This window comes from Psychroserpens luteolus, assembly GCF_021032705.1.
GTDB classification, from domain to species: Bacteria; Bacteroidota; Bacteroidia; order Flavobacteriales; family Flavobacteriaceae; genus Psychroserpens; species Psychroserpens luteolus.
Window position 1 is genome coordinate 249,546 of the sequence record NZ_JAHVXI010000005.1, and the last position, 25,406, is coordinate 274,951.

General features: G+C 34.0%; 22 protein-coding genes. 11 read left to right on the forward strand and 11 right to left on the reverse strand.

Going from position 1 to position 25,406, the window contains the following annotated elements:
• Positions 1-12: 12 nt before the first annotated feature.
• Complete coding sequence (locus KWG70_RS13915; RefSeq protein ID WP_230936650.1) at positions 13-882, reverse strand: DUF4846 domain-containing protein; 870 nt, start codon at positions 880-882, stop codon at positions 13-15.
• Positions 883-1,069: 187 nt separating this feature from the next.
• On the opposite strand from KWG70_RS13915, the gene KWG70_RS13920 reads away from it, so the two are divergent.
• The 5 genes from KWG70_RS13920 (at position 1,070) to KWG70_RS17885 (ending at position 8,740) form a co-directional block, all read left to right on the forward strand.
• On the forward strand, positions 1,070-2,554 hold the full coding sequence (locus KWG70_RS13920) for a M28 family peptidase (RefSeq protein WP_230936651.1): 1,485 nt from the start codon (positions 1,070-1,072) through the stop codon (positions 2,552-2,554).
• Positions 2,555-2,644: 90 nt separating this feature from the next.
• Positions 2,645-4,939: an FdhF/YdeP family oxidoreductase gene (locus KWG70_RS13925; RefSeq protein ID WP_230936652.1), complete on the forward strand. Its 2,295-nt coding sequence runs from the start codon at positions 2,645-2,647 to the stop codon at positions 4,937-4,939.
• Between the two features lie 147 nt (positions 4,940-5,086).
• Positions 5,087-8,203, forward strand: coding sequence for a S41 family peptidase (locus tag KWG70_RS13930; RefSeq protein WP_394801637.1), 3,117 nt, complete (start codon positions 5,087-5,089; stop codon positions 8,201-8,203).
• A 3-nt stretch (positions 8,204-8,206) separates the two neighbouring features.
• Entirely contained in the window at positions 8,207-8,608 is a 402-nt protein-coding gene (locus KWG70_RS13935) for a cupin domain-containing protein (protein ID WP_230936653.1), read from the forward strand.
• A 3-nt stretch (positions 8,609-8,611) separates the two neighbouring features.
• Positions 8,612-8,740: a hypothetical protein gene (locus tag KWG70_RS17885; RefSeq protein ID WP_262910635.1), complete on the forward strand. Its 129-nt coding sequence runs from the start codon at positions 8,612-8,614 to the stop codon at positions 8,738-8,740.
• A 96-nt stretch (positions 8,741-8,836) separates the two neighbouring features.
• Here the strand turns inward: KWG70_RS17885 and nqrF are convergent, their stop codons facing one another.
• Genes nqrF through KWG70_RS13965 form a run of 6 tightly spaced genes read right to left on the reverse strand, consistent with a single transcriptional unit; the run spans position 8,837 to position 14,944 of the window.
• Positions 8,837-10,147: an NADH:ubiquinone reductase (Na(+)-transporting) subunit F gene (nqrF, locus tag KWG70_RS13940; RefSeq protein ID WP_230936654.1), complete on the reverse strand. Its 1,311-nt coding sequence runs from the start codon at positions 10,145-10,147 to the stop codon at positions 8,837-8,839.
• Position 10,148: 1 nt separating this feature from the next.
• Positions 10,149-10,865, reverse strand: coding sequence for an NADH:ubiquinone reductase (Na(+)-transporting) subunit E (gene nqrE / locus KWG70_RS13945; RefSeq protein ID WP_230936655.1), 717 nt, complete (start codon positions 10,863-10,865; stop codon positions 10,149-10,151).
• A gap of 42 nt (positions 10,866-10,907) precedes the next feature.
• The gene (locus KWG70_RS13950; RefSeq protein ID WP_230936656.1) at positions 10,908-11,552 is read right to left on the reverse strand and encodes an NADH:ubiquinone reductase (Na(+)-transporting) subunit D; all 645 of its coding nucleotides are present in this window, start codon (positions 11,550-11,552) and stop codon (positions 10,908-10,910) included.
• 4 nt (positions 11,553-11,556) lie between these two features.
• Positions 11,557-12,306 carry a Na(+)-translocating NADH-quinone reductase subunit C gene (locus tag KWG70_RS13955; protein WP_230936657.1) on the reverse strand — a complete coding sequence of 250 codons (750 nt, stop codon included), beginning with the start codon at positions 12,304-12,306 and terminating at the stop codon, positions 11,557-11,559.
• Between the two features lie 2 nt (positions 12,307-12,308).
• The gene (locus KWG70_RS13960; RefSeq protein ID WP_230936658.1) at positions 12,309-13,556 is read right to left on the reverse strand and encodes an NADH:ubiquinone reductase (Na(+)-transporting) subunit B; all 1,248 of its coding nucleotides are present in this window, start codon (positions 13,554-13,556) and stop codon (positions 12,309-12,311) included.
• 38 nt (positions 13,557-13,594) lie between these two features.
• Entirely contained in the window at positions 13,595-14,944 is a 1,350-nt protein-coding gene (locus tag KWG70_RS13965; RefSeq protein WP_230936659.1) for a Na(+)-translocating NADH-quinone reductase subunit A, read from the reverse strand.
• Positions 14,945-15,110: 166 nt separating this feature from the next.
• Between KWG70_RS13965 and KWG70_RS13970 the strand changes: the two genes are divergently transcribed.
• Positions 15,111-16,367, forward strand: coding sequence for a type IX secretion system plug protein (locus KWG70_RS13970; RefSeq protein WP_230936660.1), 1,257 nt, complete (start codon positions 15,111-15,113; stop codon positions 16,365-16,367).
• On the opposite strand, the gene KWG70_RS13975 is transcribed toward KWG70_RS13970, so the two are convergent.
• On the reverse strand, positions 16,364-16,891 hold the full coding sequence (locus tag KWG70_RS13975; RefSeq protein WP_230936661.1) for a cysteine dioxygenase: 528 nt from the start codon (positions 16,889-16,891) through the stop codon (positions 16,364-16,366). The two genes, KWG70_RS13970 and KWG70_RS13975, sit on opposite strands and share 4 nt — an antisense overlap.
• 92 nt (positions 16,892-16,983) lie before the next feature.
• Between KWG70_RS13975 and KWG70_RS13980 the strand changes: the two genes are divergently transcribed.
• Positions 16,984-18,345, forward strand: a complete 1,362-nt coding sequence (locus tag KWG70_RS13980) for a pyridoxal phosphate-dependent decarboxylase family protein (protein WP_230936662.1) — start codon at positions 16,984-16,986, stop codon at positions 18,343-18,345.
• A gap of 113 nt (positions 18,346-18,458) precedes the next feature.
• On the forward strand, positions 18,459-18,845 hold the full coding sequence (gene apaG / locus KWG70_RS13985; RefSeq protein ID WP_230936663.1) for a Co2+/Mg2+ efflux protein ApaG: 387 nt from the start codon (positions 18,459-18,461) through the stop codon (positions 18,843-18,845).
• Here apaG and KWG70_RS13990 read toward each other — a convergent pair.
• Entirely contained in the window at positions 18,842-19,846 is a 1,005-nt protein-coding gene (locus tag KWG70_RS13990) for a DUF6695 family protein (protein WP_230936664.1), read from the reverse strand. The two genes, apaG and KWG70_RS13990, sit on opposite strands and share 4 nt — an antisense overlap.
• Positions 19,847-19,985: 139 nt before the next feature.
• Between KWG70_RS13990 and pruA the strand changes: the two genes are divergently transcribed.
• The 3 genes from pruA (at position 19,986) to KWG70_RS14005 (ending at position 24,285) form a co-directional block, all read left to right on the forward strand.
• The gene (gene pruA / locus KWG70_RS13995; protein WP_230936665.1) at positions 19,986-21,611 is read left to right on the forward strand and encodes an L-glutamate gamma-semialdehyde dehydrogenase; all 1,626 of its coding nucleotides are present in this window, start codon (positions 19,986-19,988) and stop codon (positions 21,609-21,611) included.
• 144 nt (positions 21,612-21,755) lie between these two features.
• A complete protein-coding gene (locus KWG70_RS14000) occupies positions 21,756-23,570 on the forward strand; it encodes a T9SS type A sorting domain-containing protein (protein ID WP_230936666.1) in 1,815 nt (604 codons plus the stop codon).
• A gap of 94 nt (positions 23,571-23,664) precedes the next feature.
• On the forward strand, positions 23,665-24,285 hold the full coding sequence (locus KWG70_RS14005) for a LysE family transporter (protein ID WP_230936667.1): 621 nt from the start codon (positions 23,665-23,667) through the stop codon (positions 24,283-24,285).
• Positions 24,286-24,292: 7 nt separating this feature from the next.
• On the opposite strand, the gene KWG70_RS14010 is transcribed toward KWG70_RS14005, so the two are convergent.
• Both KWG70_RS14010 and KWG70_RS14015 read right to left on the reverse strand, forming a co-directional pair.
• A complete protein-coding gene (locus KWG70_RS14010; protein ID WP_230936668.1) occupies positions 24,293-24,526 on the reverse strand; it encodes a hypothetical protein in 234 nt (77 codons plus the stop codon).
• A gap of 72 nt (positions 24,527-24,598) precedes the next feature.
• Positions 24,599-25,393, reverse strand: a complete 795-nt coding sequence (locus tag KWG70_RS14015; RefSeq protein ID WP_230936669.1) for a DUF2797 domain-containing protein — start codon at positions 25,391-25,393, stop codon at positions 24,599-24,601.
• Positions 25,394-25,406 lie beyond the last annotated feature (13 nt).

Sequence of the window (25,406 nt, forward strand, 5' to 3'; positions counted from 1 at the left end):
GATACGAACTTGCTATTTAAATCGTACAAATTTTGAACTGTCAAATGTATAATTAGACACTGGTATTACTGCATCTTTTTTAAGTTGATACCAAGGGGAAATATTAGAATCTTCAAGATTTTTAACTAAGTGAACGCTCTGTGCTGGTGTGTTACCTTGAAACAATAAAAAACGTTTTTCTCCTTGATCATTAATGACCTCATCGCAGATCATAACAATATGTCCAGGCGTTCCTCCTTTAATGAGCATATCACCAATTTTCAATGTACTAACATCTTTAATTTCTGAAAGCTCATTATACAGTGATAATGTTCCAGAATACATATAAATCAAATTTAAATACTTGTAAAAGTTGGCTTTGGAATGATCAACACGTGCTGTTTTATTAAATGTGACTTTACTTCCATTAACCTTAGGTCGATAACCTTCAGCGTATTTATTCCATGAACAATAATGACCCGACGTAAAATTAAAGCCTATTTCATCCTTTCTATTGTTTTTCCACAGATACTCACTTCTAATTCTAATAAGCGCATCTGCACATTGTTGTAATCCGTTTTTAGGCACTGGTATCTCTAAAATTCCAATATGACCTCCTTGCCAGAAATACTCGGTATCATCGTAATTTATAATCTTACTTCCAAAGGGCTTTAGTTTATAATTTCTGAGATAGTCTTCAAAGCTTCCTTTAGCGTATACTACACGTTTATAACCTTCAGGAACATTAACTCGTGATCGTATTGTTAGACTGTCTTTGTTAATTAAACTTGGTGTGTCTAAACTTGCTTTGAATGTATGAGCCACTCTTTTTACAGGTTTTAACTGAAATGCTAAAGCAACAAGAGACGCTAGAATGCAAATGGCAAGTGAAAATTTTTTCATAATATCATTAACGCTAACACCTATAGCTTTGTTATTCAACAAATAAAAAAGTGTAAATTTAAACATTGACTATAGTGTCTTCAAAAATGAAATGGCACATAGTATTAATCAAACTAAAATATACTTTTAAAACTTAATACTTGATTAAGTTCACTAACAACTTACATAATTATTAAATTAAGACATGATGAGATCAAAACTATTTATTTTAATTGCTCTGACATTTTCGTTTACCAATTCGATTTTTGCGCAGACCGAAAAAGCAAAAGTTATCGAAACTACAAGTAAAGAAACCATAAAAGGACACATCTATTTTTTAGCAGATGATTTACTTAAAGGTAGAGAAACAGGAACTCCTGAAAATAAAATAGCTGCCTCATACTTGGCTAATACTATGCGAAGTTATGGTGTTCAACCTAATCCTAAAACTGGAACCTATTATCAAGATATAAAGTTAAAACGTGTGTCTCCTCCTTCCGAAGTTAGCATAAAGATCAATACTAAAGAGATAAAAGATTATGCACTTGTATTTCCGTCTCCAATTTTTACAGAAATTGATGATGCTGTTTACTTAAACTATGGTATGGCTGAAGATTATGAAGGAAAAAACCTAACAGGAAAAGTCATTATCATTAAAGCTGGAAGTGAAGAAAAAAAAGACACAAGAGCTGCCTTCGAATTGAGAAGAGAAAAGCAAAAATTAGCAGATGAATATGGTGTTGTTGCCATCTTAGAACTTTTAAATGCAAGTGACAATATGTGGGGATTTATTGACCATAATTTTAATACCTCAAAATTAATGATTGCTGGAGATGACAACCAAAATGACGACCAAATCTCACATGTTTGGATATTGGATAAAGATTACAATATGGCTAATGAGTTGAGCGCTTTAAAAGACATTTATACATCGGTATCTATTGGTGAAAAACAAGAAGAGATTGTTATGTCTCAAAATGTCATAGGAATGGTTGAGGGTTCAGATCCCAACCTTAAAAATGAATTTATTATTTATTCTGCGCATTATGATCATGTTGGAATTGGTACACCAGACCAAACTGGCGATACTATCTATAATGGAGCAAGAGATAATGCTGTTGGTACAACGACAGTATTAAGTATTGCTGAGAATTTAGCTAAATATCCTACAAAGCGTTCGGCACTATTTATATTATTTACTGGAGAAGAAAAAGGGCTCTTAGGCAGTACGTTCTATGTCGAAAATCCAGTGCTCCCTCTTAATCAAATGGTCTATTGCTTTAATAGTGATAATGCTGGCTACAATGACACCTCTTTGGCTACAATCATAGGATTACCAAGAACCACAGCTTCACAACATATTAAAGATGCTGCTACTGCTTTTGGCTTAACTGCTATTGATGATCCAGCTCCCGAACAAGGATTATTTGACCGAAGTGACAATGTGCAGTTTGCAAAAAAAGGAATTCCCGCACCAACATTTTCATTAGGGTTTAAGGCTTTTAATGGTGATGTTACCAAGTACTATCACAGACCAGGTGATGAAGCCGATAGTCTAGACTACGATTACTTACTTAAGTTTTTTAGAGCCTATGTCTTATCTGGACGTCATATTGGAAATGATCCAAAAACTCCAACATGGACAGTAGGCGATAAATATGAAAGTGCATCAAAAGAACTGTATAAAAACTAAAACAGTTTAAAATATATGATTGAATCCTAAGTTTAAATCTATACTTATCTAGAGTAAAAACTTAGTATCTTTATCCTATAAGAAAGGCATATGAGTTCATCATCTTCTGAAAAGGCATTAACATCAGAAAAATTCACCGACTTAAAACTTAAAAAACCAGCTACAAATAGTGTTGGTTTACCAGCAGTTGCTTCGGCTATACAACATGCATTAAAGTACATGGATGCTAAAACAGCTTTTGAAATATCAAAAAAGATAAATCAAAAAGGTGGATTCGATTGTCCTGGGTGTGCTTGGCCAGATCCAGACGATGAGCGTTCCTCATTAGGTGAGTATTGTGAAAATGGTCTCAAAGCCATGGCTGAAGAAGCTCAAAATAAAACAATTGACGAGGCCTTTTTTAGCAAAAACAGCATAGATGATCTCGCAAAGTTGTCCGATTTCGACATTGGAAAATCTGGCCGATTGGCTCAGCCTATGTATCTTTCTGAAGGCGCTACACATTACAAACCCATTAAATGGTCTGATGCCTATAAAAAAGTAGCAGAACATCTTAACACATTGAATTCGCCAGATGAGGCCATTTTCTACACCTCTGGTCGAACAAGTAACGAAGCTGCTTTCTTATATCAGTTGTTTGTTAGAGCCTATGGTACTTCTAACCTTCCTGATTGCTCAAATATGTGTCATGAAGCAAGCGGTAAAGCCTTGACCGAAACACTAGGCATTGGAAAAGGCTCAGTAAAGCTTGATGATATTTACAAAGCAGAGTTGATTTTAGTCGTAGGACAAAATCCTGCAACTAACCATCCAAGAATGCTAACTGCTCTTGAGAAATGCAAAAAGAATGGCGGAAAGATTGTAGCTATAAATCCATTACCTGAAGCTGGTTTGATAAAGTTTGTAAATCCGCAAAGTCCACAAAAAATCATCACGGGAGGCACCAAAATTGCCGATGTATTTGCACAAGTCATGATTAACGGAGATGTTGCTCTAGTTAAAGCTATTTTATTAAAATTGGTAGAAGCTGAAGAACATAGTAGTACTATTTTTGATCATGAATTCATTCAAAAAAACACGAGTTTTTATTCTGATTTTATTTCAGATCTAAATACATATGATTTTGACGAGTGTGTTAAACTTTCTGGTGTTTCAGAAGCTATTATTTTAGAGATTGTCGATTTAATTATCAATCGGGATAAAATAATTATTTGTTGGGCAATGGGACTAACACAGCATAAAAATGCCGTGGACAATATTAGAGAGTTTGTAAATATCCTTCTTTTAAAAGGAAGTATTGGAAAAGAAGGCGCAGGAACATGTCCTGTAAGAGGGCATTCTAATGTTCAAGGTGATCGTACTGTTGGCATATGGGAAGCCGCTCCTCAAGCATTTTTAGATAAAATCGAAGCTAAATTCAATTTCAAACCACCAGTAAAGCATGGCTATCCTGTTGTAGATGCTATTAAGGCAATGCATGAGAAAAAAGCAAAAGTCTTTTTTGGCTTGGGTGGAAATTTTATTTCTGCGGCTCCGGATACAGTATTTACTGCTCAAGCATTAGGGCACTGTAATTTAACAGTTCATGTGAGTACTAAATTAAATCGATCACATTTAGTTACAGGAAAAGAAGCACTCATTCTCCCATGTTTAGCACGCTCTGAAAAGGATATTCAAAACGGGAAGGAACAATTACAAAGTGTCGAAAACTCAATGGGAATTGTCTCATCTACTAAAGGAATACTCAAGCCGTGTTCAACCGAGCTTCAAAGTGAAGTTGCTATTGTTTGTAATATTGCTCATGAAACTTTAAAGGAAAAGTCAACAATAGACTGGCTTCGTTACATAGACAACTATGCACTCATAAGAGATGATATTGAAGAGGTAGTTGCTGGATTTGAGGATTACAATAATAAATTGCAACGCCCTGAAGGATTCTACTTACCAAATGGTGCACGACAAGGACATTTTAAAACCGAAACAGGAAAGGCTCATTTTTCTATTAATAAATTACCCGATTGGAAATTAAAAAACGGTGAATTTATAATGACTACCATAAGAAGCCATGATCAATTCAACACCACTATTTATGGCTTAAACGATCGTTACAGAGGTGTATTTAATGAACGTCGAATTATTTTTATGAACCCAGAAGATATGGAACATAAAGGATTGAAATCAAAAGACATAGTTAGTATTACGTCCAAGTTTAACAATGTCATTCGAACTGCTCATAATTTTAAAGTTATTCCATATAAAATTCCCAAAAACTGTTGTGCCACTTATTTTCCAGAAGCTAATGTATTGGTACCAATAGATAGTTATGCACATACAGCAAAAACACCATCATCTAAAAGTGTTATTGTCACCATAGAAAAAACCTAAAATTATAGTGAATAGTTAAAATGGACAGAAATCTATTTAAAATAAATTTTGATGACTAAATTACACTTGTCAATCACCAAGTATATAAAACACAATACCAAAATAACAATCAACATTATGAAAGCACATCAATTACTTCTCATTTTCATGTCTTTGTTTTTTAGCGGAAATATCTATGCTCAAGACGCTTATTTCCAAATCGATCCAACCTTATCTCCTGATGGCAGAACTATAGTTTTTAGTTATGATGGTGATCTATGGAAAATCCCTTCATCAGGTGGTGAAGCCTTGCGTATAACTGCCATGAAAGGTGAAGAAACATTACCACGTATTTCACCTGATGGTAAATGGGTTGCCTTTAGTGCAACGCAATATGGTAATAAGGATGTTTATATCATGCCTATACATGGTGGTGAGATCAAACAACTCACCTTTCATGATGCTGCAGATGATGTTGATAGTTGGTCATGGGACTCAAAACAAATCCATTTTACATCGTCGCGTTACAACCGATTTTCTGGTTATAGCGTTACAGTAGATGGAAGTACACCCAAACGATTATTTGAGCATTACTTCAATAATGTGCATAATGTCGTTACGCATCCGTCTACAGGAGAAGTATTCTTTAATGAAAGTTGGGAAAGTAAAAACTTCACACATCGTAAACGGTATAAAGGTGATTACAATCCAGATATCAAATCATACAACCCAAAAACAGGAACTTATAAAGAATATACTAGCTATAGAGGTAAGGATATGTGGGCAACCATAGATAAAAATGGAACTATTTTCTTTGCATCAGATGAAGCCAATGACGAATATAACTTATACACGTTCTCTAATACTACTAAAACAGCACTAACAAAGTTCAAAAGCTCTATTGGCAGACCTCAGGTAAGTGCTAACGGACAAAAAGTTGTATTCACTAAAGATTATCAAATACATCTATATGATGTTGCAAATAATAAAACACAAAAAGTTGCCATTAGTATTAATAAAAATAACACCCTTTCAAAATCACAAGATTTTAAAATAAAAGATAATATTAGCTATTTTGACGTGTCGCCCGACAATAAAAAAATGGTATTTATATCTCGCGGAGAACTTTTTGTTTCAGATATAAAAGGAAAATTTATAAAAAAACTAAATACAACTCCAGACGAGCGTGTTCTTGAAGTGAAATGGTTAAAAGATAGTAGAACACTTATTTACAATCAAACGTCCAATGGATATAGCAATCTTTATACAATTTCTGCAGATAGAGATGGCACTGAAAAACGTTTGACCAATGAAGCGAGAAATAATATCAATATTGTTTTAGACCACAAATTAGAAAATGCCTGTTATATAAGTGGCAGGGATGAACTCAAACTTATGAGTTTAAAAACCTTTAAAAGCACAACAGTAGTAAAGGATGAGTTTTGGGCTTTATATGCAGGTGCTGCGTATTTTTCTCCAGATGATTCCTATCTACTTTACAATGCTTATCGCAATTTTGAATTGGATATTTTCACCTATCATATTCCATCAAAAAAAGTAATCAACTTAACCAATACAGGCGTAAGCGAATCAAATCCTGTATGGTCTTCAGATGGTAAATATATATTCTTCGAATCTAATTTAACCGAACCAGGTTTCCCAAGAGGAAACAATAGCGTTCATATCTATAGAATGGCGTTAGACAAATATGACGCACCTTATAGACTAGATAAATTTGACGAACTCTTTAAAGAAGAAGAAAAAAAAGAAGAAGAGTCTAAAGACAAAGACAAAAAAGAAGAGCAAACAGTTACTCCAGTTGTTATTAATGAAGTAGGATTAATGGATCGGTTGGAACGCATAGGCCCTAATTTTGGACAACAAGGCGGTACAGATATTATAAGCAAAGACAATACAACATATGTCTATTATTTTTCCAATCACGATAAAGGTACTTTTAATCTATGGCGAACCACAATCAAGCCTTTTGAAAACAATAAAACCGAAAAAGTAGGAACACAACGCACTAGAGGCTTTCAAACTAAAGTTGTAAAGAAAAGTCAATATATGTTGATTAATGGTGCCATTCATACAGTGAATCTTAGTGCCAATAAACTTACTAAAATTAAAATGGATGCCACATTTCAGAAAAATCTGATCAATGAATTTAACCAAATGTTTTATGAAGCATGGGCTGGTTTCGAATCTAATTTTTACGATGAAAACTTCCATGGTGAAAACTGGCAAAAATTAAGAGATAAGTATGCGTCATTTCTACCATACATTACAAAACGTTCTCAATTGAGTTTATTATTTAATGATATGCTAGGTGAATTAAACACGTCTCATTTTGGATTTAGATCTTTTGGACAAGAAGATAACACCTATTATGGTAGTCGAACACTAGAAACAGGTATTCAATTTTCAAAAGACAATCCTTATATGGTTGAACGTGTTGTTTCTAAAAGTCCTGCTGATGTTACTGGAAAAGACATCAAGCCTGGTGATATACTTACTCATGTAAACGGTAGAGCTGTAGACACTAAAATGAATAGAGAACGTTATTTTAGCAAGCCATCTAGGGACAGCGAGATTCGATTAACATTTAGCAGAAATAATCAATCTGTAACAGTAAATATTCATCCCATCTCATCAGGTAATTTAAGAGGTCTATTATATGACGAATGGGTTGCCAACAATCAATCTTATGTCGATCGTATGAGTAAAAACAAAATTGCTTACGTTCACATGAAAAATATGGGAGGCGGTGAATTAAATAACTTTAAGCGAGAAATGGTTTCAGAAGCTTATAATAAAAAGGCGCTGATATTAGATTTGAGGAATAATACTGGAGGAAATGTCCATGATGATGTGTTGCAATTTTTATCTCAAAAACCGTATGCACAATGGAAATATCGTGAAGGAAAATTGGCATCTCAACCCAATTTTGGTCCAGCAGCAAAGCCTATTATTATTTTAGTAAACGAACAAACACTTAGTGACGCCGAAGTTACATCTGCTGGTTTTAAAGAATTAGGATTAGGTAAAGTTATTGGTACAGAAACATACCGTTGGATTATTTTCACTTCAGGTGCTGGCTTAGTAGATGGTTCTTTCTACAGATTACCATCTTGGGGTTGTTACACCTTGAGTGGGGACAATCTAGAATTTACAGGAGTAACACCTGACATTTATGTTAAAGAAGATTTTAAAGATCGCTTATCAGGAAATCAACCTCAGTTAGATAAGGCCATAGAAGATATTATGAAGGATTTAAAAAACTAATGAATGATTAAAGGCTTTGATGTATGTTCAACAAAACGTATTCGATCTGTAACGTATCTATGTATTTTACTACTTATAGTTAATTGCAAAAATCGAAATAGCTTACCAGATCCTTTAGAAGCAGGCTGGAACAATGAGGCGGTTTGCGAAGTTCTTGAGGATAATGTAAAGACTCGAATATTAAAATGTACATTCGCACCTGGAGTTGGTCATGAAAAACATTATCACAATCCGCATTTTGGGTACACAATAGCCGGAAGCAGATTTAGAATTAAAGATACCACTGGCACCAAAGAAGTCAATGTTCCTACTGGCTATAGCTTTAGTAAAAATGAGATCTCTGTACATGAAGTATTAAACATTGGTGATAGTACAGCAGTTTTTTTGATTATAGAATATAAATAAGAAATGAACGGATTTGATATTGTTGTAGTAATTGCTGTTATTCTATGTGCTAGACTAGGGATACGATTAGTTGCGGGCTATATTAAAATGAAACAAGACAATAAAGAAGATTCTCTTAAGGATGACGCTTAAAGACACAAAAAACCAACTTTACAGAGTTGGTTTTTTGTTATATGATATTCGCAATAATTGCGAAGTGATAATTATAATGATAAGTCGCTTTACGACCTAGCCACCAAAGTCATCAAATCTGATATGTTCATCAGGAATACCGAAGTCTTCTCCCATTTTTTGAACGGCCTGGTTCATTAATGGAGGACCACAGAAGTATAACTCAATATCTTCAGGTGCTTCGTGATGATTAAGGTAATTATCAATTACACAGTTATGGATAAATCCAACAAAACCATCACCAGCTTCATCATTAATATCGGTCTTCACTTTCCAATTATCTTCTTCCAAAGGCTCAGATAAAGCCATATAGAATTTAAAGTTAGGGAAGTCTTTTTCTAATTTTCTAAAGTGTTCGATATAGAACAACTCACGTTTAGAACGCCCACCATACCAATACGTTACTTTACGTCCAGTTTTAATAGTTCTAAATAGATGATATAAGTGAGAGCGCATTGGTGCCATACCAGCTCCACCTCCTACATATAACATTTCACTTTCAGACTCGTTGATAAAGAATTCACCGTAAGGTCCTGAAATCACTACTTTATCACCTGGTTTTTGAGCAAAAATATAAGATGATGCTACACCAGGATTTACATCCATCCATCCATTTTTAGCGCGATCCCATGGTGGTGTCGCAATACGAACGTTTAACATAATTTCACGTCCTTCAGCAGGATAAGAAGCCATAGAATAAGCTCTTTCCACTACTTCATCATTTTTCATTACTAATGGCCAAAGACCAAATTTATCCCATTCTGCTTGAAATTTATCAGGTGTTTCATGCTCTTCAGGATGCGCAGTAATATCCATATCAGAATACTTTATTTCACACTGCGGAATTTCAATTTGGATATAACCACCAGCTTTGTAACCCATATCCTCAGGAATTTCAACTACAAACTCTTTAATAAATGAGGCTACATTATAATTACGTACTACAACCGCTTCCCATTTCTTAATTCCGAAAACTTCTTCAGGAATAGTAATTTCCATGTCCTGTTTTACTTTCACTTGGCACGATAAACGAGCGCCATGTTTCAATTCTTTTCTACTAAAATGTGGTGTTTCTGTAGGCAATGCCTCACCTCCACCAGAAAGAACGTGGCATTCACATTGAATACATGTTCCACCTCCACCACAAGCAGATGGTAAGAATATTTTTTCACCTCCTAAAGTTGATAACAAGGTACCACCCGAAGCTACTTGTATTTCTTTTTCACCATTAATCTTGATCGTTACTGGACCAGAAGGTGATAGTTTTTGTTTAACAAACAATAATAGTGCAACTAATATTAATGTTACTAATAAGAAAGCTGCTACTGTAGCTATTACTGTTCCTAATGTTCCTGCTGCTAAAATCATACTATTCTACTATTTTAGTGTTGTTAGCCAATTCTGTATTGTCATCTTCAGTTGGAGTTACTTTAGTCTCAACTGTTTTATTTTCTTCTGTCTCTTCATCACCTCCAGTCAACATTCCTCCAAAGCTCATAAAGCCAATAGCCATAAGTCCTGTGATGATAAATGTAATTCCTAAACCTCTCAATGCTGGTGGAACACTTGAATATCTAATTTTTTCACGAATTGCGGCAATTGCTAAAATTGCTAAAAACCATCCAATACCAGATCCAACACCATAATTTAAGGCTAAACCAAGTGTTGCTATTTCTCTAGATTGCATAAATAATGATCCACCTAAAATGGCACAGTTTACTGCAATTAATGGTAAAAAAATACCAAGTGAGTTATACAACGAAGGTGAGAATTTTTCTACCACAATCTCTACCAATTGTACCATGGTTGCAATGGTTGCAATAAACATGATAAATGATAAGAAGCTTAAATCGTAATCTGCATACTCTGGTCCCATCCATGATAATGCACCTGGCTGTAAAATATATTGATCTAACAACCAGTTTAAAGGAACTGTAATTGCTAATACAAAAATTACTGCAGCTCCAAGTCCAACAGCCGTAGACACTTTTTTAGATACAGCAAGGTAAGAACACATCCCAAGGAATGTAGCAAATACCATGTTGTCTATAAATATTGATTTGAAAAATAATTCTATATGTTCCATATTCTTGAGTTTGAAATCCTGAAACTACAGGATGACACTTATTTAATCTTCTACTAAATCTTTATTTCTTGTACGTTGTATCCAAATGATAATACCTACAACAATTAATGCCATTGGCGATAATAACATAAATCCGTTATTCTCATACCCTAAGGCATATAATCCTGTTTTTTCAATAGGATCTCCTAATACTGGTATACCTAATAAAGTTCCAGAGCCTAAAAGTTCTCTAAAGAATCCAACGATAATTAATATCACAGCATATCCTAATGAGTTACCAATACCATCTAAGAAGGACTTCCATGGTCCATTACCTAAAGCAAAGGCTTCGAAACGTCCCATGATAATACAGTTGGTAATAATTAATCCAACAAAAACGGAAAGTGTCTTACTCAGTTCATAAGCAAAAGCTTTTAGTACCAAATCCACTATAATTACTAAAGTAGCAACTACAATTAGCTGTACAATAATTCTAATTTTTGAAGGAATGATGTTTCGCATTAAAGAGATCACCACGTTACCTACACCTAATACAAACAATACTGATATAGACATTACAATTGATGCCTCTAATTCTGCAGTAATCGCTAAAGCTGAACAAATACCAAGTACTTGTATTGTAATTGGGTTATTATCTGCTAAAGGGTCTTTAATTAAAGCTGCGTCTTTTTTTGAAAGTAAGCCCATATGATTATTGTTTTAAATTTTTAAAATAAGGTACGTAAAGCTTTAAATCTTTTCGGATCATTGCTGACACACCATCACCTGTAATGGTTGCTCCTGCAATAGCATCTACCTCATTATCTGTTTTATCATTATTCTTAGGATCTGCATTACCTTTAGCCACATTAATGCCTTTAAAAGTTCCATTAGACATTAAGTGTTCACCTATAAAATCATCCATAAAAAAACGTTGCTTAATGTTAGCTCCTAAACCTGGAGTTTCACCTTTATGATCAAAATAAGCACCTTGAACAATCATATTCTCATCCATAGCAACATAAGCCCAAATTGCATCCCAAAGCCCTTTTCCTCTAATTGGAGCGATATAGTACTTTTTACCTTTCTCATCTTCTCCAACAAATAAAGGCAATTGTCTAACACCACCATCCTTAGCTTTAGCTTGTTCTTTTTTCACATCAATTAAATAGGCTTGGTCATTCTCGGTTGCCTGACCATTATAGTCTACAACTAATTGTTGTTTGATGTATTTATCAAATAATTCAGGAGCATCATCTGTAGAAACAAAGTTTGCACTTGTACCCTCGTTTTCATTAATTCCCATGGCGTAGAGAATATTTTGCTGTTTCTCTAAGCGCTCGTTTTCTGTAATTGTAGGTTTCAATGATGACGCTAAGTATGCCAATAAAGCCCCTACAACCAATACCATTGCTATTGCAAATATTACGGTATATGAATTTTTATCTGTTCTTTTTTCCATCGTTAAGCAGTTTTAACTTTTAGACGTTTCAATCTTCGTTTTACATTTCCTTGAACCACATAGTGATCAATAGTTGGAGCGAATACATTCATAAGTAAAATGGCTAACATTACACCTTCTGGGTAGGCTGGGTTAAATACACGAATCATAATTGAAATAAACCCAACTAAGAATCCATATATCCATTTTCCTTTATTAGTTTGTGAAGCTGTTACTGGGTCTGTAGCCATAAAAACTGTACCAAAAGCAAAACCACCTATTAGTAAATGATGCCAGAACTCAGTACTCATCAATCCATAAAATTTACTAGATTCAGTAATCAATCCAGAACTTATAACACCATTAAAAATTAATCCCATTACTAATGCTCCAATAGCAGAAGATAACATGATTCTCCAGCTTCCTATTTTAGTAAAGATTAAGAACAATCCAGCCAAAAGTATTAATAGGGTTGATGTTTCACCAACTGAGCCAGGAATAATTCCATAGAACATATCCATAACACTATGATCTAAAAGACCTTTGTTTTGAGCTAGGCTTCCTAAAATCGTTTCACCTGAAATAGCATCTAAGCCTTCTAAAGAACTCCCAGCTTCTTTTGCAACAGCTATAGCTTCATCTCTTGCTTTTGCACCATGAACCCATACTTTATCTCCAGACATCCAAGTAGGATATGCGAAAAATAAAAACGCTCTAATTGTTAAGGCTGGGTTTAGAATATTCATTCCAGTTCCTCCAAATACTTCTTTACCGATGACAACACCGAAAACAACAGCTACAGCGAGCATCCATAATGGTGTATCAACAGGAACAATTAATGGTACTAACATACCTGTTACTAAATAGCCTTCTTCTACTTCATGTCCTTTTATTACGGCAAAAACAAATTCTACTGCAAGACCTACTCCATAGGAAACAACTACTAATGGTAATACTTGCCACAGACCAACAATTAGGTTGTCCATGGTCCAAAATGAAGATCCTAAAAATCCATTAGCTGCTTCAATTTCTCCTAAAGCCAAATAATGTTGGTATCCAGCATTAAATATTCCAAAGATTAAACAAGGTACCAATGCCATAATAACGATGTTCATGGTACGTTTTAAATCATCTGCTGCTTTTATATGAGTTCCATTATGTGTGGTCTCATTTGGTAAATATAAAAAGGTATGGATTGCGTTAAACGCCGGAGCCATTTTGGTCCCTTTATATTTTTCCTTTAAGTTATGTAAGTTACTTTTTAAACCCATTTGTTTATATTTTTCATTTTACTTTGAAAAATGAATAATTATCCAATTTCTTTAAGCATTAAGTCTAATCCTTTTCTTATTATATCTTGATGTGGTTGTTTAGACACACATATGAATTCTGTTAAAGCAAAATCTTCAGGAGCCACTTCGTACATTCCTAAAGCTTCCATTTCATCTAGATCTTGATACATACAAGCCTTTAAAATCTGCATTGGATAAATATCTAAAGGAAATACTTGCTCGTAGGAACCTGTGACAACAAAAGCACGGTGTTCACCATTAGTATTAGTATTCAAATCGTATTTCTTCTTTGGGTTTAACCAAGAAAAAGTAAACGCTCTAGACGTCGATACCTTATTAAAAATGGGCTTATTCCAACCAAATAATTCATAATCATTACCTTCAGGTATCACAGTAATTACATTATCGTAAAAACCTAGGCTTCCATCTGGTTTCAATTGCTTTCCAGATAATACATTACCAGAAATGATACGATCATTACCGTCTTTCTCAACGCCATTATCGTAAACCATTGTTGCAACCTCGCTTCCAATTCTAGTTTTGAAATATCTTGGTTTCTTTACTGAAGAACCTGCCAAAGCAACAACGCGTTCTGGATTGAATTTCCCAGTAAGTAACAATTCACCAATCACAACTAAATCTTGAGCATTGATTGTCCAAACTGTTTCTCCTTTATTTACTGGGTCTATTTTGTTAATATGTGTACCAACATTTCCAGCTGGGTGAGGACCAAACACTTTGTGTATTACTGCATCATTCATACCTGCTAATGGTGAGTTATTAGACCCAATACCAATATGAACCTGACCTTCAGTTAATTTAGATAAGACCGAAACAGTAGCTTGTAACTCTGCTTCCTTTCCTGATAAAACAAAATCTAAATCTGCTGCTAAAGGTGCTGAAGCATAACCAGAGATAAAAATCGCTTTTGGCGATTTTTCTGGATTTGCAATAACATCATAAGGTCTTTGCTTGATAAAAGGCCAACAACCCGAAGTTAGCAAATGAGCTTTTACAGCTGCAGTATCGGAATCCATATTAAAGGCTCCGAAATCTTTAAAAGATTGCTCCTTATCTGCTTGAATTTTAATAGCATCTATACGACGCTTAGGACCTCTTTGTACTTCTACCACAGTTCCTGAAACCGGAGACACAAACTTTATGTCTTCATTAGACTTATCATAAAAGATAACATCTCCTGCTTTTAAAGTAGCTCCTTCTTTGGCTACAAGTTTCGGAATAACGCTGTGAAAATCTTCAGGTCTGATAGTGCAGAAATTACTTATAATGGCTTGTTCAACTGTTTTTTCAGCTTCACCAACAAGTTTTATATCCAGACCTTTTTTAATTTTAATGTCTTTTGACATACGCTTTATATTGAAATTAGTTGTCTAAAAATCGGTGCAAATTTACGAATTTACCACGTAATAAAACAGTCTGACTTTCTAAGTTTGTTATTTTTAAAGATTCTAAATAACGTACGCAATATTAAGGCACAGATTTTGTTTATCTTTACATATCAAACTATTATTAATGATTAAGAACATCTATTATTTTCTATTAGCCTTACTTTTTACAGGACAAGGATTTTCTCAAGTAGAAGAAGTCAATCCTCCAGAGTATATAAAGACCATCACTTTTAAAAGCCGAACCTCTTCTCAAGGTCAATTGCCTATCATTAGATTAGGTGAAGCATTTCATTTAGAATTTGATGTTCTTACTACTGATGAACCCGACTTTTATTACACGATTGAACATTATAATTATGACTGGACAAGATCCAATCTGGTGAAAATGGAATATATGACTGGCTTTGACAATTTCAGGATTGTTAATTACCAAAACTCATTTAATGCTTATCAGTTGTATTCTCATTATGATTTGCAAATTCCTAATAAGCAAACACGTGGCTTGACAAAATCTGGTAACTATATCATTTCAATTTTTAATGAAGATGAAGAATTAGTCTTCTCTAGGAAATTTATGATTTACAAAGAACAAGTTGGTGTTGGGTTAGATATTAAAAGATCTAGAGATGTAAAGTATATTGAAAGTAAACAAAGTGTTGATATTATCATAAATTCTGGCGGATTGAATTTAAACAATCCAAAAGAAACTGTTAAGACCTTAATTATTCAAAATAATAATTTACGCACAGCGATTACAGATATTAAACCTCAATATACTATTGGAAAAGAGCTGATATATAAATACACTACCGAAACTGCATTTTGGGCAAGTAATGAATTTCGTTTCTTTGAAACCAAAGATGTTAGAGGTGCTAACGTTGGTGTTCAGTTTATTGATCTAAAAGATATTTATCACAGTTATTTGTTTCTTGACGGACCAAGATATAGCCAACCTTACACATACAACCCAGACATTAATGGTAATTTTTTGATTACTGCTTTAGACACTGACGACGTAGATATTGAAGCCGATTATACTAATGTTCATTTTTCAATCCTTCACCCAAAACTTGAAGATGGCGAAAGCATGTATGTCTATGGCAACTTTAATAACTATGCCTTAGAGGAGGGTTTAAACAAACTATCATTTGATAGTAGTTCTGGCCGCTATGAGGCTATTATAAAACTCAAACAAGGATTCTATAACTACAAATATGTTGTAGTAGATAAAGATGGAAATCTCGATGAGGGAAAAATTAGCGGTGATTTTTGGCAAACTGAAAACAACTATAAAGTTCTAGTGTATTACAGAGACCTAGGCGCTCGCTTTGATCAACTTATTGGTTTTGGTGAAGCGAATTCGGTTAATATTACCAATTAAGTTTTAACAATAAGCTGCTTATCGGTATCGTAAGTTAATTGTCTTTCGATAAATTGCTGAGAGGTTTCATTATAAGACACACAATGTTCTATTGGCTGTGCATAGACATGCAAACTAATAGATTTGCCTTCATAACTATTCTTTAATTTATGAAACCCTATGTTGTCATTCATAAAGGTGAGCTGATGTGGTAAAACCTTTTGCGATCCAACTTTTTTTAAATGCTGATCCTCCATATTAAAAAACACCTCTTCCATTTCGCCTTCTAAAAGGAATACCCAACAATCTTCACCATCGTGACCATGAATTGCTGTTTCTTGGCCCTTTTCCCAACATAAAAGAATAACTTCAAAATTGACATCTCTATACAAACAATTACGTGTATACTTTTGTTGAGACCAACTTTCAAAAGGTTTAAAATCTATTGAATTAAAATTGAAATTATTGAGTATAGCATTGTAATCTTCAATTGAAGATTGCGACAAAAGCGCTATCAGTTGCTGAATGTTTTCTTGGGATTTCAAGTAATGAATTTGATCTTTTAGGGGATTTTCATATTATTCCGAAAAATAGGAATAAATTTACACAAGCCAAAATTTAAGACCCATCACTACAAATGCATAACGATTTATCATTGTTCACAGAACTTGCAGAGCTTTTAATTTCCGAAGAAACAAATCAGCCTGTGGCTGCTCCTGTCGATACAAAAGCACTTTATAAAACTTTAGATCTTCAACTTAATGATGAGCCAACAATAGACGATGAGTTTAAATCTATATTAAAAGATATTATAAAGCATACACCTAAAACAGCATCAACCTCATTTTTTAATCAATTATTTGGCGGAAGAATCCCTAGAGCAACACTTGGAGACTTATTAGCTGTTATGCTCAACAATAGTATGTATACCTATAAAGTTGCTGGACCTCAAGTTGGGATTGAAAAAATACTACTTAAAAAAATTTGTGATATAATTGGATATCCAGATGTTGCAGATGGCACTTTTGCTCCAGGAGGATCTATGAGCAACTACATGGCAGTTTTGATGGCTAGAGACAAGTATAATCCTTCGGCAAAAAACGAAGGTATAAACAATACCATGACACTCTATACATCTGAAGCTTCTCATTATTCTATTGCAAAAAACGCTGCTTTTATTGGAGTTGGAAGACAACAAGTACGCACAATCAAAACTAATGATAGAGGCGAAATGCTAAGTGAAGATTTAGATGTTAAAATTTCAAAGGATATCGAACAAGGATTTCAGCCGTTTTTTGTAAATGCCACGGCGGGAACTACAGTTCTAGGTGCTTTTGACTCTGTTGACAACATAAGTAAAGTCTGTAAAAAGTATGACGTATGGTTACATCTAGATGGTGCCTATTGTGGTGGTGTGATTTTTAGTGATGACCACAAGCATTTAGTGAATGGCATTGCGCATACAGATTCGTTTAGCTTTAATGCTCATAAAATGTTAGGCACGCCTTTAAGCTGTTCAATTATAGTAACTAGAGACAAAAAACATTTATATGAATCGTTTTCTAATGAAGCAGAATATCTTTATCAAACCAACGATGACGATTTTAATCTCGGAAAAACATCACTTCAATGTGGTAGAAGAAATGATGCATTAAAGCTTTGGACCTTATGGAAGTCTGTTGGCAATAACGGATTAAAAACCATAATTAATCATCAGTTCAAGCTTGCCGAAGTTGCAAGAAACTATATCAATAATCACCCAGATTATAGATTATACAGCTTTGAAGATTCAATTTCAGTATGTTTTAATTACAAGGATATTCCTGCAAAAAAATTATGTACTGCGCTATATGAAAATGCCAAACTCATGGTTGGTTTCGGAAATTTTAATGATCAAGATTTTGTAAGAATGGTCACCATTAATAGCGTATTAAAAGAAAAAGACATTATCAACTTTTTTAAAACCATTGAAGATTTTGCAGTTTCAACTGATATTTAAACCCGTTAATCGGTTGAATATCGTAAACCTGTTAAAATTTTGCTTAATTTTAAAAAAGTCTCCAATTTAGTTGGAAATTAATTATTTTTGTAAGCTATTATTTTCAACACTTCATGGTTCAACAAGTTACAAGTGGGATTAAGATCTCTGTAGAAACATCATTTGAAGGTACATTTTATAAAAATTATAAAGTGCACTTTGCTTTTGGCTATAAAGTAACTATTGAAAATCAAAGTAAAGATTCTGTACAACTCAATTCAAGATACTGGAGAATACTCGACGCTCTCAATAATGTTGATATTGTAGAAGGTGAAGGTGTTATTGGTAAAAAGCCAGTTTTAAAACCAGGAGAATCTCACACCTACAATTCAGGTTGTTTATTAACGTCTCCTTTTGGGGCAATGCAAGGTCACTATAACATGGTTAATTTTACAAACACCAATAAGTTTAAGGTGATTATTCCTTCATTTAAATTAAGTGCTCCTTTTGCACTCAACTAAGATTCGCTATACTTTTTTAAGTATTCAAACCTAAATATATCATCATCTTGATAGATATGTAAGAATTGGCAATTTGAATAATGGCTAAATCTATATGCTTTTTCAAAGCTAAAACCTTCTGAAGACACTCTATAAATACCATCACAATCAACATTTCCATAAGGGGAAATACGTCTAAAACGAAATTCCTCATGACTCCCAATATGATGCAACTCAAACCAAGCGCCTGTGCCTATTCCGCTTAACCATTGTGCATGATCACTTTTTATATCATTATGTTTGGGCTCTAAAGTTCCTATTACACTTGGACGATGCCCCTTAAGTACATCTAAAAATAAACGGCGATTTTCTTTTCTAACAGTAGAATCAAACTCTGAAATATCACCAACTTCAGACACCTTATATATAAAATCTTCGGTATCTGCAATAACCACATTACCAATCGTACTTGGTGTAAATCCTTTTGATTTAATAAGTGAAGATTTGATTTTCTTATTAGTAACACTGGCAATTAAAACGTCTGTAACAAAACGCGCACAATTACAGGCCTGTTTTATAAAGGCAGCATACCTAATAAATCCCTTGTTTTGTTCATTTGTTATATATGTTCTTGCCTTTTTATAATCTATCGTCTTACAAACCGAAGCATACATATTTCCTTCACCATGAGTGAGTTTTGGTTGTGTTGCCAAAAATTTTAAAATCTCATTTAGGTTTTGTATTTCACCTTTTTCAATAGTTGCCTGTATAGGGAAATTAAGTTCAAAATCTGTTTCTTTCCCCCTTACTCGTCCGTATGGAGATGTTGTGATATAGCGGCCAAAATCATGATATTCTAAAACTCCTGTAGACTTATCTATAAGTACTAATGCTGCATGACCAGCTCTCACATGATTTCTACTACCAACAAATAAAAACCGCAAAAATGGAGAGTACCACTCTTTGGCATGAGAGACAATAGTTTCTGGATAGGCAAGTGTGAGAATGATTCCGTCGTTCATATGAATAGAATTAGTGGCAACTTACAAAAATTTATGCAGTATTTTAAGCTTGTTTTAATAGTCATTTAGTCATTAGTCGTCAAAAAATCGTAACTTTGCACCTTCAAAATAATAAGCAATTTTTAAACCTAATTTTAAGATGGGAAAAGGATTTTTCAACGTACCAGTAGCTATAAATGAGCCCGTAAAATCTTATGCTCCAGGATCTCCTGAGCGCGAAGCAGTATTAGCTGCTTACAAAGACATGTGGAACACTAAAATTGATGTACCATTGTATATCAACGGAAAAGATGTGACAACAGGAAGCACAAAAACCATGTCGGCACCTCATGATCATCAACACGTTGTTGGAACATACCATTTAGCAGAAAAATCTCATATAGAGGAAGCTATTGCAACGGCATTAGAAGCACGAAAAACTTGGTCTCAATTACCTTGGGAACAACGTGCTGGAATTTTCTTAAAAGCGGCCGAACTAATCGCTGGACCTTATAGAGCAAAAATTAATGCAGCAACTATGATTGCGCAATCTAAAACAGTTCACCAAGCTGAGATAGATGCAGCTTGTGAGTTAATTGATTTCTTACGCTTTAATGTACAGTTCATGACAGATATTTATCATGAACAACCAGAAAGCACTAGTGGTGCTTGGAACAGATTGGAATATCGACCACTAGAAGGATTCACCTATGCCGTAACACCTTTTAACTTTACAGCTATTGCAGGAAACCTTCCAGCATGTATGGCTATGATGGGAAATGTTGTAGTTTGGAAACCTAGTGATAGTCAAATATTTTCAGCCAAAATCATTATGGATGTTTTTAGAGAAGCTGGTGTTCCTGATGGTGTTATTAATGTGGTATTTGGAGACCCTGTAATGATTACTGATACAGTTATGGACAGCCCAGATTTTTCTGGATTACATTTTACAGGTTCTACGTTCATCTTCAAAGAGCTTTGGAAGAAAATTGGACACAATATTCATAACTATAAAACCTACCCTAGAATCGTAGGAGAAACTGGCGGGAAAGACTTTATTATCGCTCACAAAACAGCAAACCCAATTCAAGTAGCAACAGCCATCACTAGAGGTGCTTTTGAATTCCAAGGACAAAAATGTAGTGCAGCTTCGCGAGCTTATGTTCCTTCCAACCTATGGAATACAGTAAAAGAACGTGTTATTGCTGATGTTAAGTCATTTAAAATGGGATCTCCTGAAGATTTGAATAATTTCATCACTGCTGTTATTCATGAAGGTTCTTTTGATAAGCTAGCATCATACATTGATGGCGCTAAAAATGATTCGGATGCTGAAATCATCGTTGGTGGAAATTACGATAAAAGCAAAGGTTATTTTATAGAACCAACCGTTATTGTGACTAGCAACCCAAAATACACAACCATGTGCACAGAATTATTTGGTCCTGTAATCACTATTTACGTATATGACGAAGACAAATATTCTGAAACTTTAAAGCTGGTTGATGACACTAGCGAATATGCATTAACAGGAGCTGTACTAGCAACAGACAGATACGCTATTCAGGAAGCAACTAAAACATTACAAAACTGTGCTGGGAACTTCTATATCAACGACAAACCAACTGGAGCTGTTGTAGGACAGCAGCCCTTTGGAGGTGCTAGAGCTTCAGGCACAAATGACAAAGCTGGTAGCGCACTTAATTTATTACGTTGGGTATCACCAAGAATGATAAAGGAAACGTTTGTGACACCAACAGATTATCGCTATCCATTCTTAGGATAAAATCTCACACAATTCCATATTACAATCCTCAAATGTTACAGTTTGAGGATTTTTTTTTGCTTTTAATCTTAAATCACTTGATAACACATAATTAACTAAACGAAACTTTGTATCTTGTTAGTCGCAACTATCAATTAATCGATTATGATAAAAAAATACGTTCTAATTTTATTATTATTCCCTTTCTGTATCCAAGCTCAAACAGTTGAGTTTGAATCGACACTTACTGCAGATTTAAGTGCATATACCGCAATCAATAGTGAAGTCACTAATTTTGCTGGTTTGGGAGAATACGAAGTATTTCTAGATACCGACACTGGTGTTTTGGATAAACCAATTATTTTGGTAGATGGATTTGATCCAGGTGATACCAGAACCATTGCTGGTCTATATAGTTTATTAGACTTTACTGGGTCTTCAGGTCCTGAAAATTTAGCCGATTTAGTTAGGGCTCAAGGATATGATGTTGTTATTTTAAATTTCCCGTCTTACTTTAGGCTTGATGATAATTCACTTTTAAATATTGATGATGCTACAGACAATAATGCCGATATGGTTATTGACGAACTCGATTACCCTGGAAGCACGCTTGTGAATGGTGGCGCAGATTTTATAGAGCGTAATGCAATGTTACTTGTAGATTTAATTAACACGTTAAATGCTGATAAAGTTGGTGACGAGGAGTTAGTTATTATTGGCCCAAGCATGGGTGGGTTAATCTCTCGTTTTGCATTGAATTTCATGGAAGATGACGCTCAAGATCATGAAACAAGATTATGGATGTCATTTGATTCTCCTCATCTTGGTGCAAATGTCCCATTAGGCTTTCAGCATCAATTTAACTTTCTAGGATTTGGTTTAGGTGACGATTTAAACGTTGTTGAATTACAAGGTATTGTAAACGGACTATTAAAATCACCAGCTGCAAGACAATTGTTAGTTGATCATTTCGAAGCTCATCTTATGGATGGTAGTGAATTTGATTTTGACCCTACAAAGTTATTACCAGAAGCTCATCCTTATAGAGCAGTTTTTGAAAGTAGTATCAATAGTTTGACATCAACTGGATTTCCTCAAAACACAAGAAATGTCTCCATCATTAATGGAAGTGGTATTGGCTCACCTTACAAAGCTGGCGACGGCACTACAGATGTAACAACTGGCTTTCCAGCTTTAGCCATCGAAAATCTAGAAATTCCAGGTTCTCCATTACCACAAACTAATGCAGATATCAATATTAATTTAACACCGGCAACAGCAGATGGGCCTCAATTGATAAGCAAAGTCTTTGTTGAAGGCTTTTTAATTTTTGGATTTATAACATTAGTTGATGTAGAGATTGATGCACAAGCACCAACGTTTTCAGATGGTGTAGATGCAGCATCAGGTGGACTTTTTGATCTTGGTGCATTTACATCTGGATTAGGAAGTGACCCTTTAATTGATAGTTTTTTAATGTCTTTAGCTATTGATAAGTTTAGCTTTATCCCTTCAGTAAGTGGAATGGCTTTAGAAATCACCAACAATGAAGTTAATTGGTATCATGATATTAACCTTGGTGATCCAGGTGGAACAGGAGACACACTAAATAATACACCTTTTGTGAATTGGTATATGCCAGATGATAATGAAAATCATGTTGAACTCACCGAGGAAAATGTGGCTTTTGCACTTACTGAGATTTTTCAACAAACACTATCAAATACAGATTTTGAAACGATAACATCAATTAAGATTGAGAAGAATCCAATTGAAAATGAAATAACAATACTAAGCAGTAGAATTCTAGATGATGTCAATATTTCTATTATTGATATTACTGGAAAAGTGGTTTTTTCTTCTAATCAAACATTAGATAGAAGATCTTCAATCCCTTTAAATTTAGATTCGGGAATGTATATTCTCAATCTTGAATCTAAAGACAATTATAACTACCGAACAAAGATTATTGTAAAGTAAAAAATAAGCCCTTTCTAAATTGAAAGGGTTTCTTTTTTTTAGATAATTTCAAAATATGATGTAAGTATTTTGTCATTACCTCTACAAATACCTCATGATATTTATATACTTCATAATTGGTGTTTTAGCAAGTGTAATTGGCGCATTACCTTTGGGTGCATCCAATATTGCTGTAATTAATACAACCATTAAGCAAAATGCTAAACAGGCTTTTAAAATAGCAATAGCAGCTGGCATTGCTGAAGTCATTCTTTCTTATTATGCGTTACACTGTAATATGATTGTTAGAGATTTCTTTGATCAAAATATGTGGATTCAAATTGTAATTGTTGTAATCTTAATGGCAGTAGGCAGCTTTTTAATTTTTAAAAAGAATAAGGAAAAATCGTCTAGAAAGAAGAGACTAACATCATCTAAATATGCTACTGGATTTCTTCTAGGAATTTTAAACCCTCCGGTTTTGATTTATTGGATTGTTGCCTTCGGAATAATTAACAATAATGATCTTATGTTATCATTAGGTTCTCCTCTATTTGTATTATTTCTGTTTTTTGCAGGAGTATACTTAGGCAAGCTACTAACATTATATCTCTATAGTAAATTTAGTATCGCCATAAAAAACAAAGTTCAAAATATCACCTTGGTAATTAATAAAGTAACAGGTATATTATTAATTGTTATCGGTATCGCTCAAGCTATAAAATTGAGTTTATAAAATTGCTTTATCTGTAATTGTCAACATCACCAATAGGGTAATCTTCATAAAAATCTTTAAAAGTTTTTTCGGTTGTATAATTATCTCTTAATACTTTGTAGACCATTATTACAACAAAAACCTGACCTATACATGTTAAAAAGAACACCCAATTTAAAGGCATATCCATTGCTGCTGCAATTGTGATTGTCACTAACAACAATGTGGTAACTACGACATAAAATAGTACTGGGAATTTCATGTTGTTTTATTTACAAGATACTAAACAACAGGCCTTTGAAACAAAAATAGCTTTATAAAATTACGTTAATCTTTAGTGCATAACGAACTTAACAACTAAGCCTTCATTAGCACGAACATTAAAAACAGTATTATCTTCAAAAATAAGATACTGCCCCTTAACACCTACCAACTTCCCTGTATATGTTCCTACTTTTTCGATATTAAGGCTTTTAGGTTTTTCTGGGTATTTATGCACTGGAAACTCAAGATTTGTTTCGGTATTTGAAGCAATAAAATAATCTTTAACTTCTTGAGGAATATATTTTTTTAAGCGCTCTCTCCATTCGACTAAATTTTCATCTTCATTATCATTTTTAAGCATTTTTCGCCAATTGGTTTTATCTGCAACATGGTCTTTTAATGCTACTTCAGTAATTCCAGCAAGATATCTATTAGGCACCTCTACAATTTCAATAGCCTCATGTGCACCTTGATCTATCCAACGTGTTGGTACTTGAGTTTTTCTGGTCACACCAACTTTTACATTACTAGAATTGGCAAGATATACAATATGAGGTTGTAATTGAACTTTCTTCTCATATTCTAAATCACGATCTTCTTTACCTAGATGCGCAGTGCTTAATTCTGGTCGCATAATCCAATCTCCCGCTTGCGGAATATCAAAAAAATCTTCTTTGCAAAACCCTTGGCGATAAATAGGTTTATCTAATCCGCATTTTAAACATTGATGTTTTACAAACTCCATTGTAATGGTTTTATTCAATAACTGATTCATATTCAGGAAATCATTTTCTAATATCAAATAATATTGAATTGGCTCAGCTAGCTCTGTTTGCATTTTTGTTAAAACACCTTGATAAAACATAAAAAAAAGTATT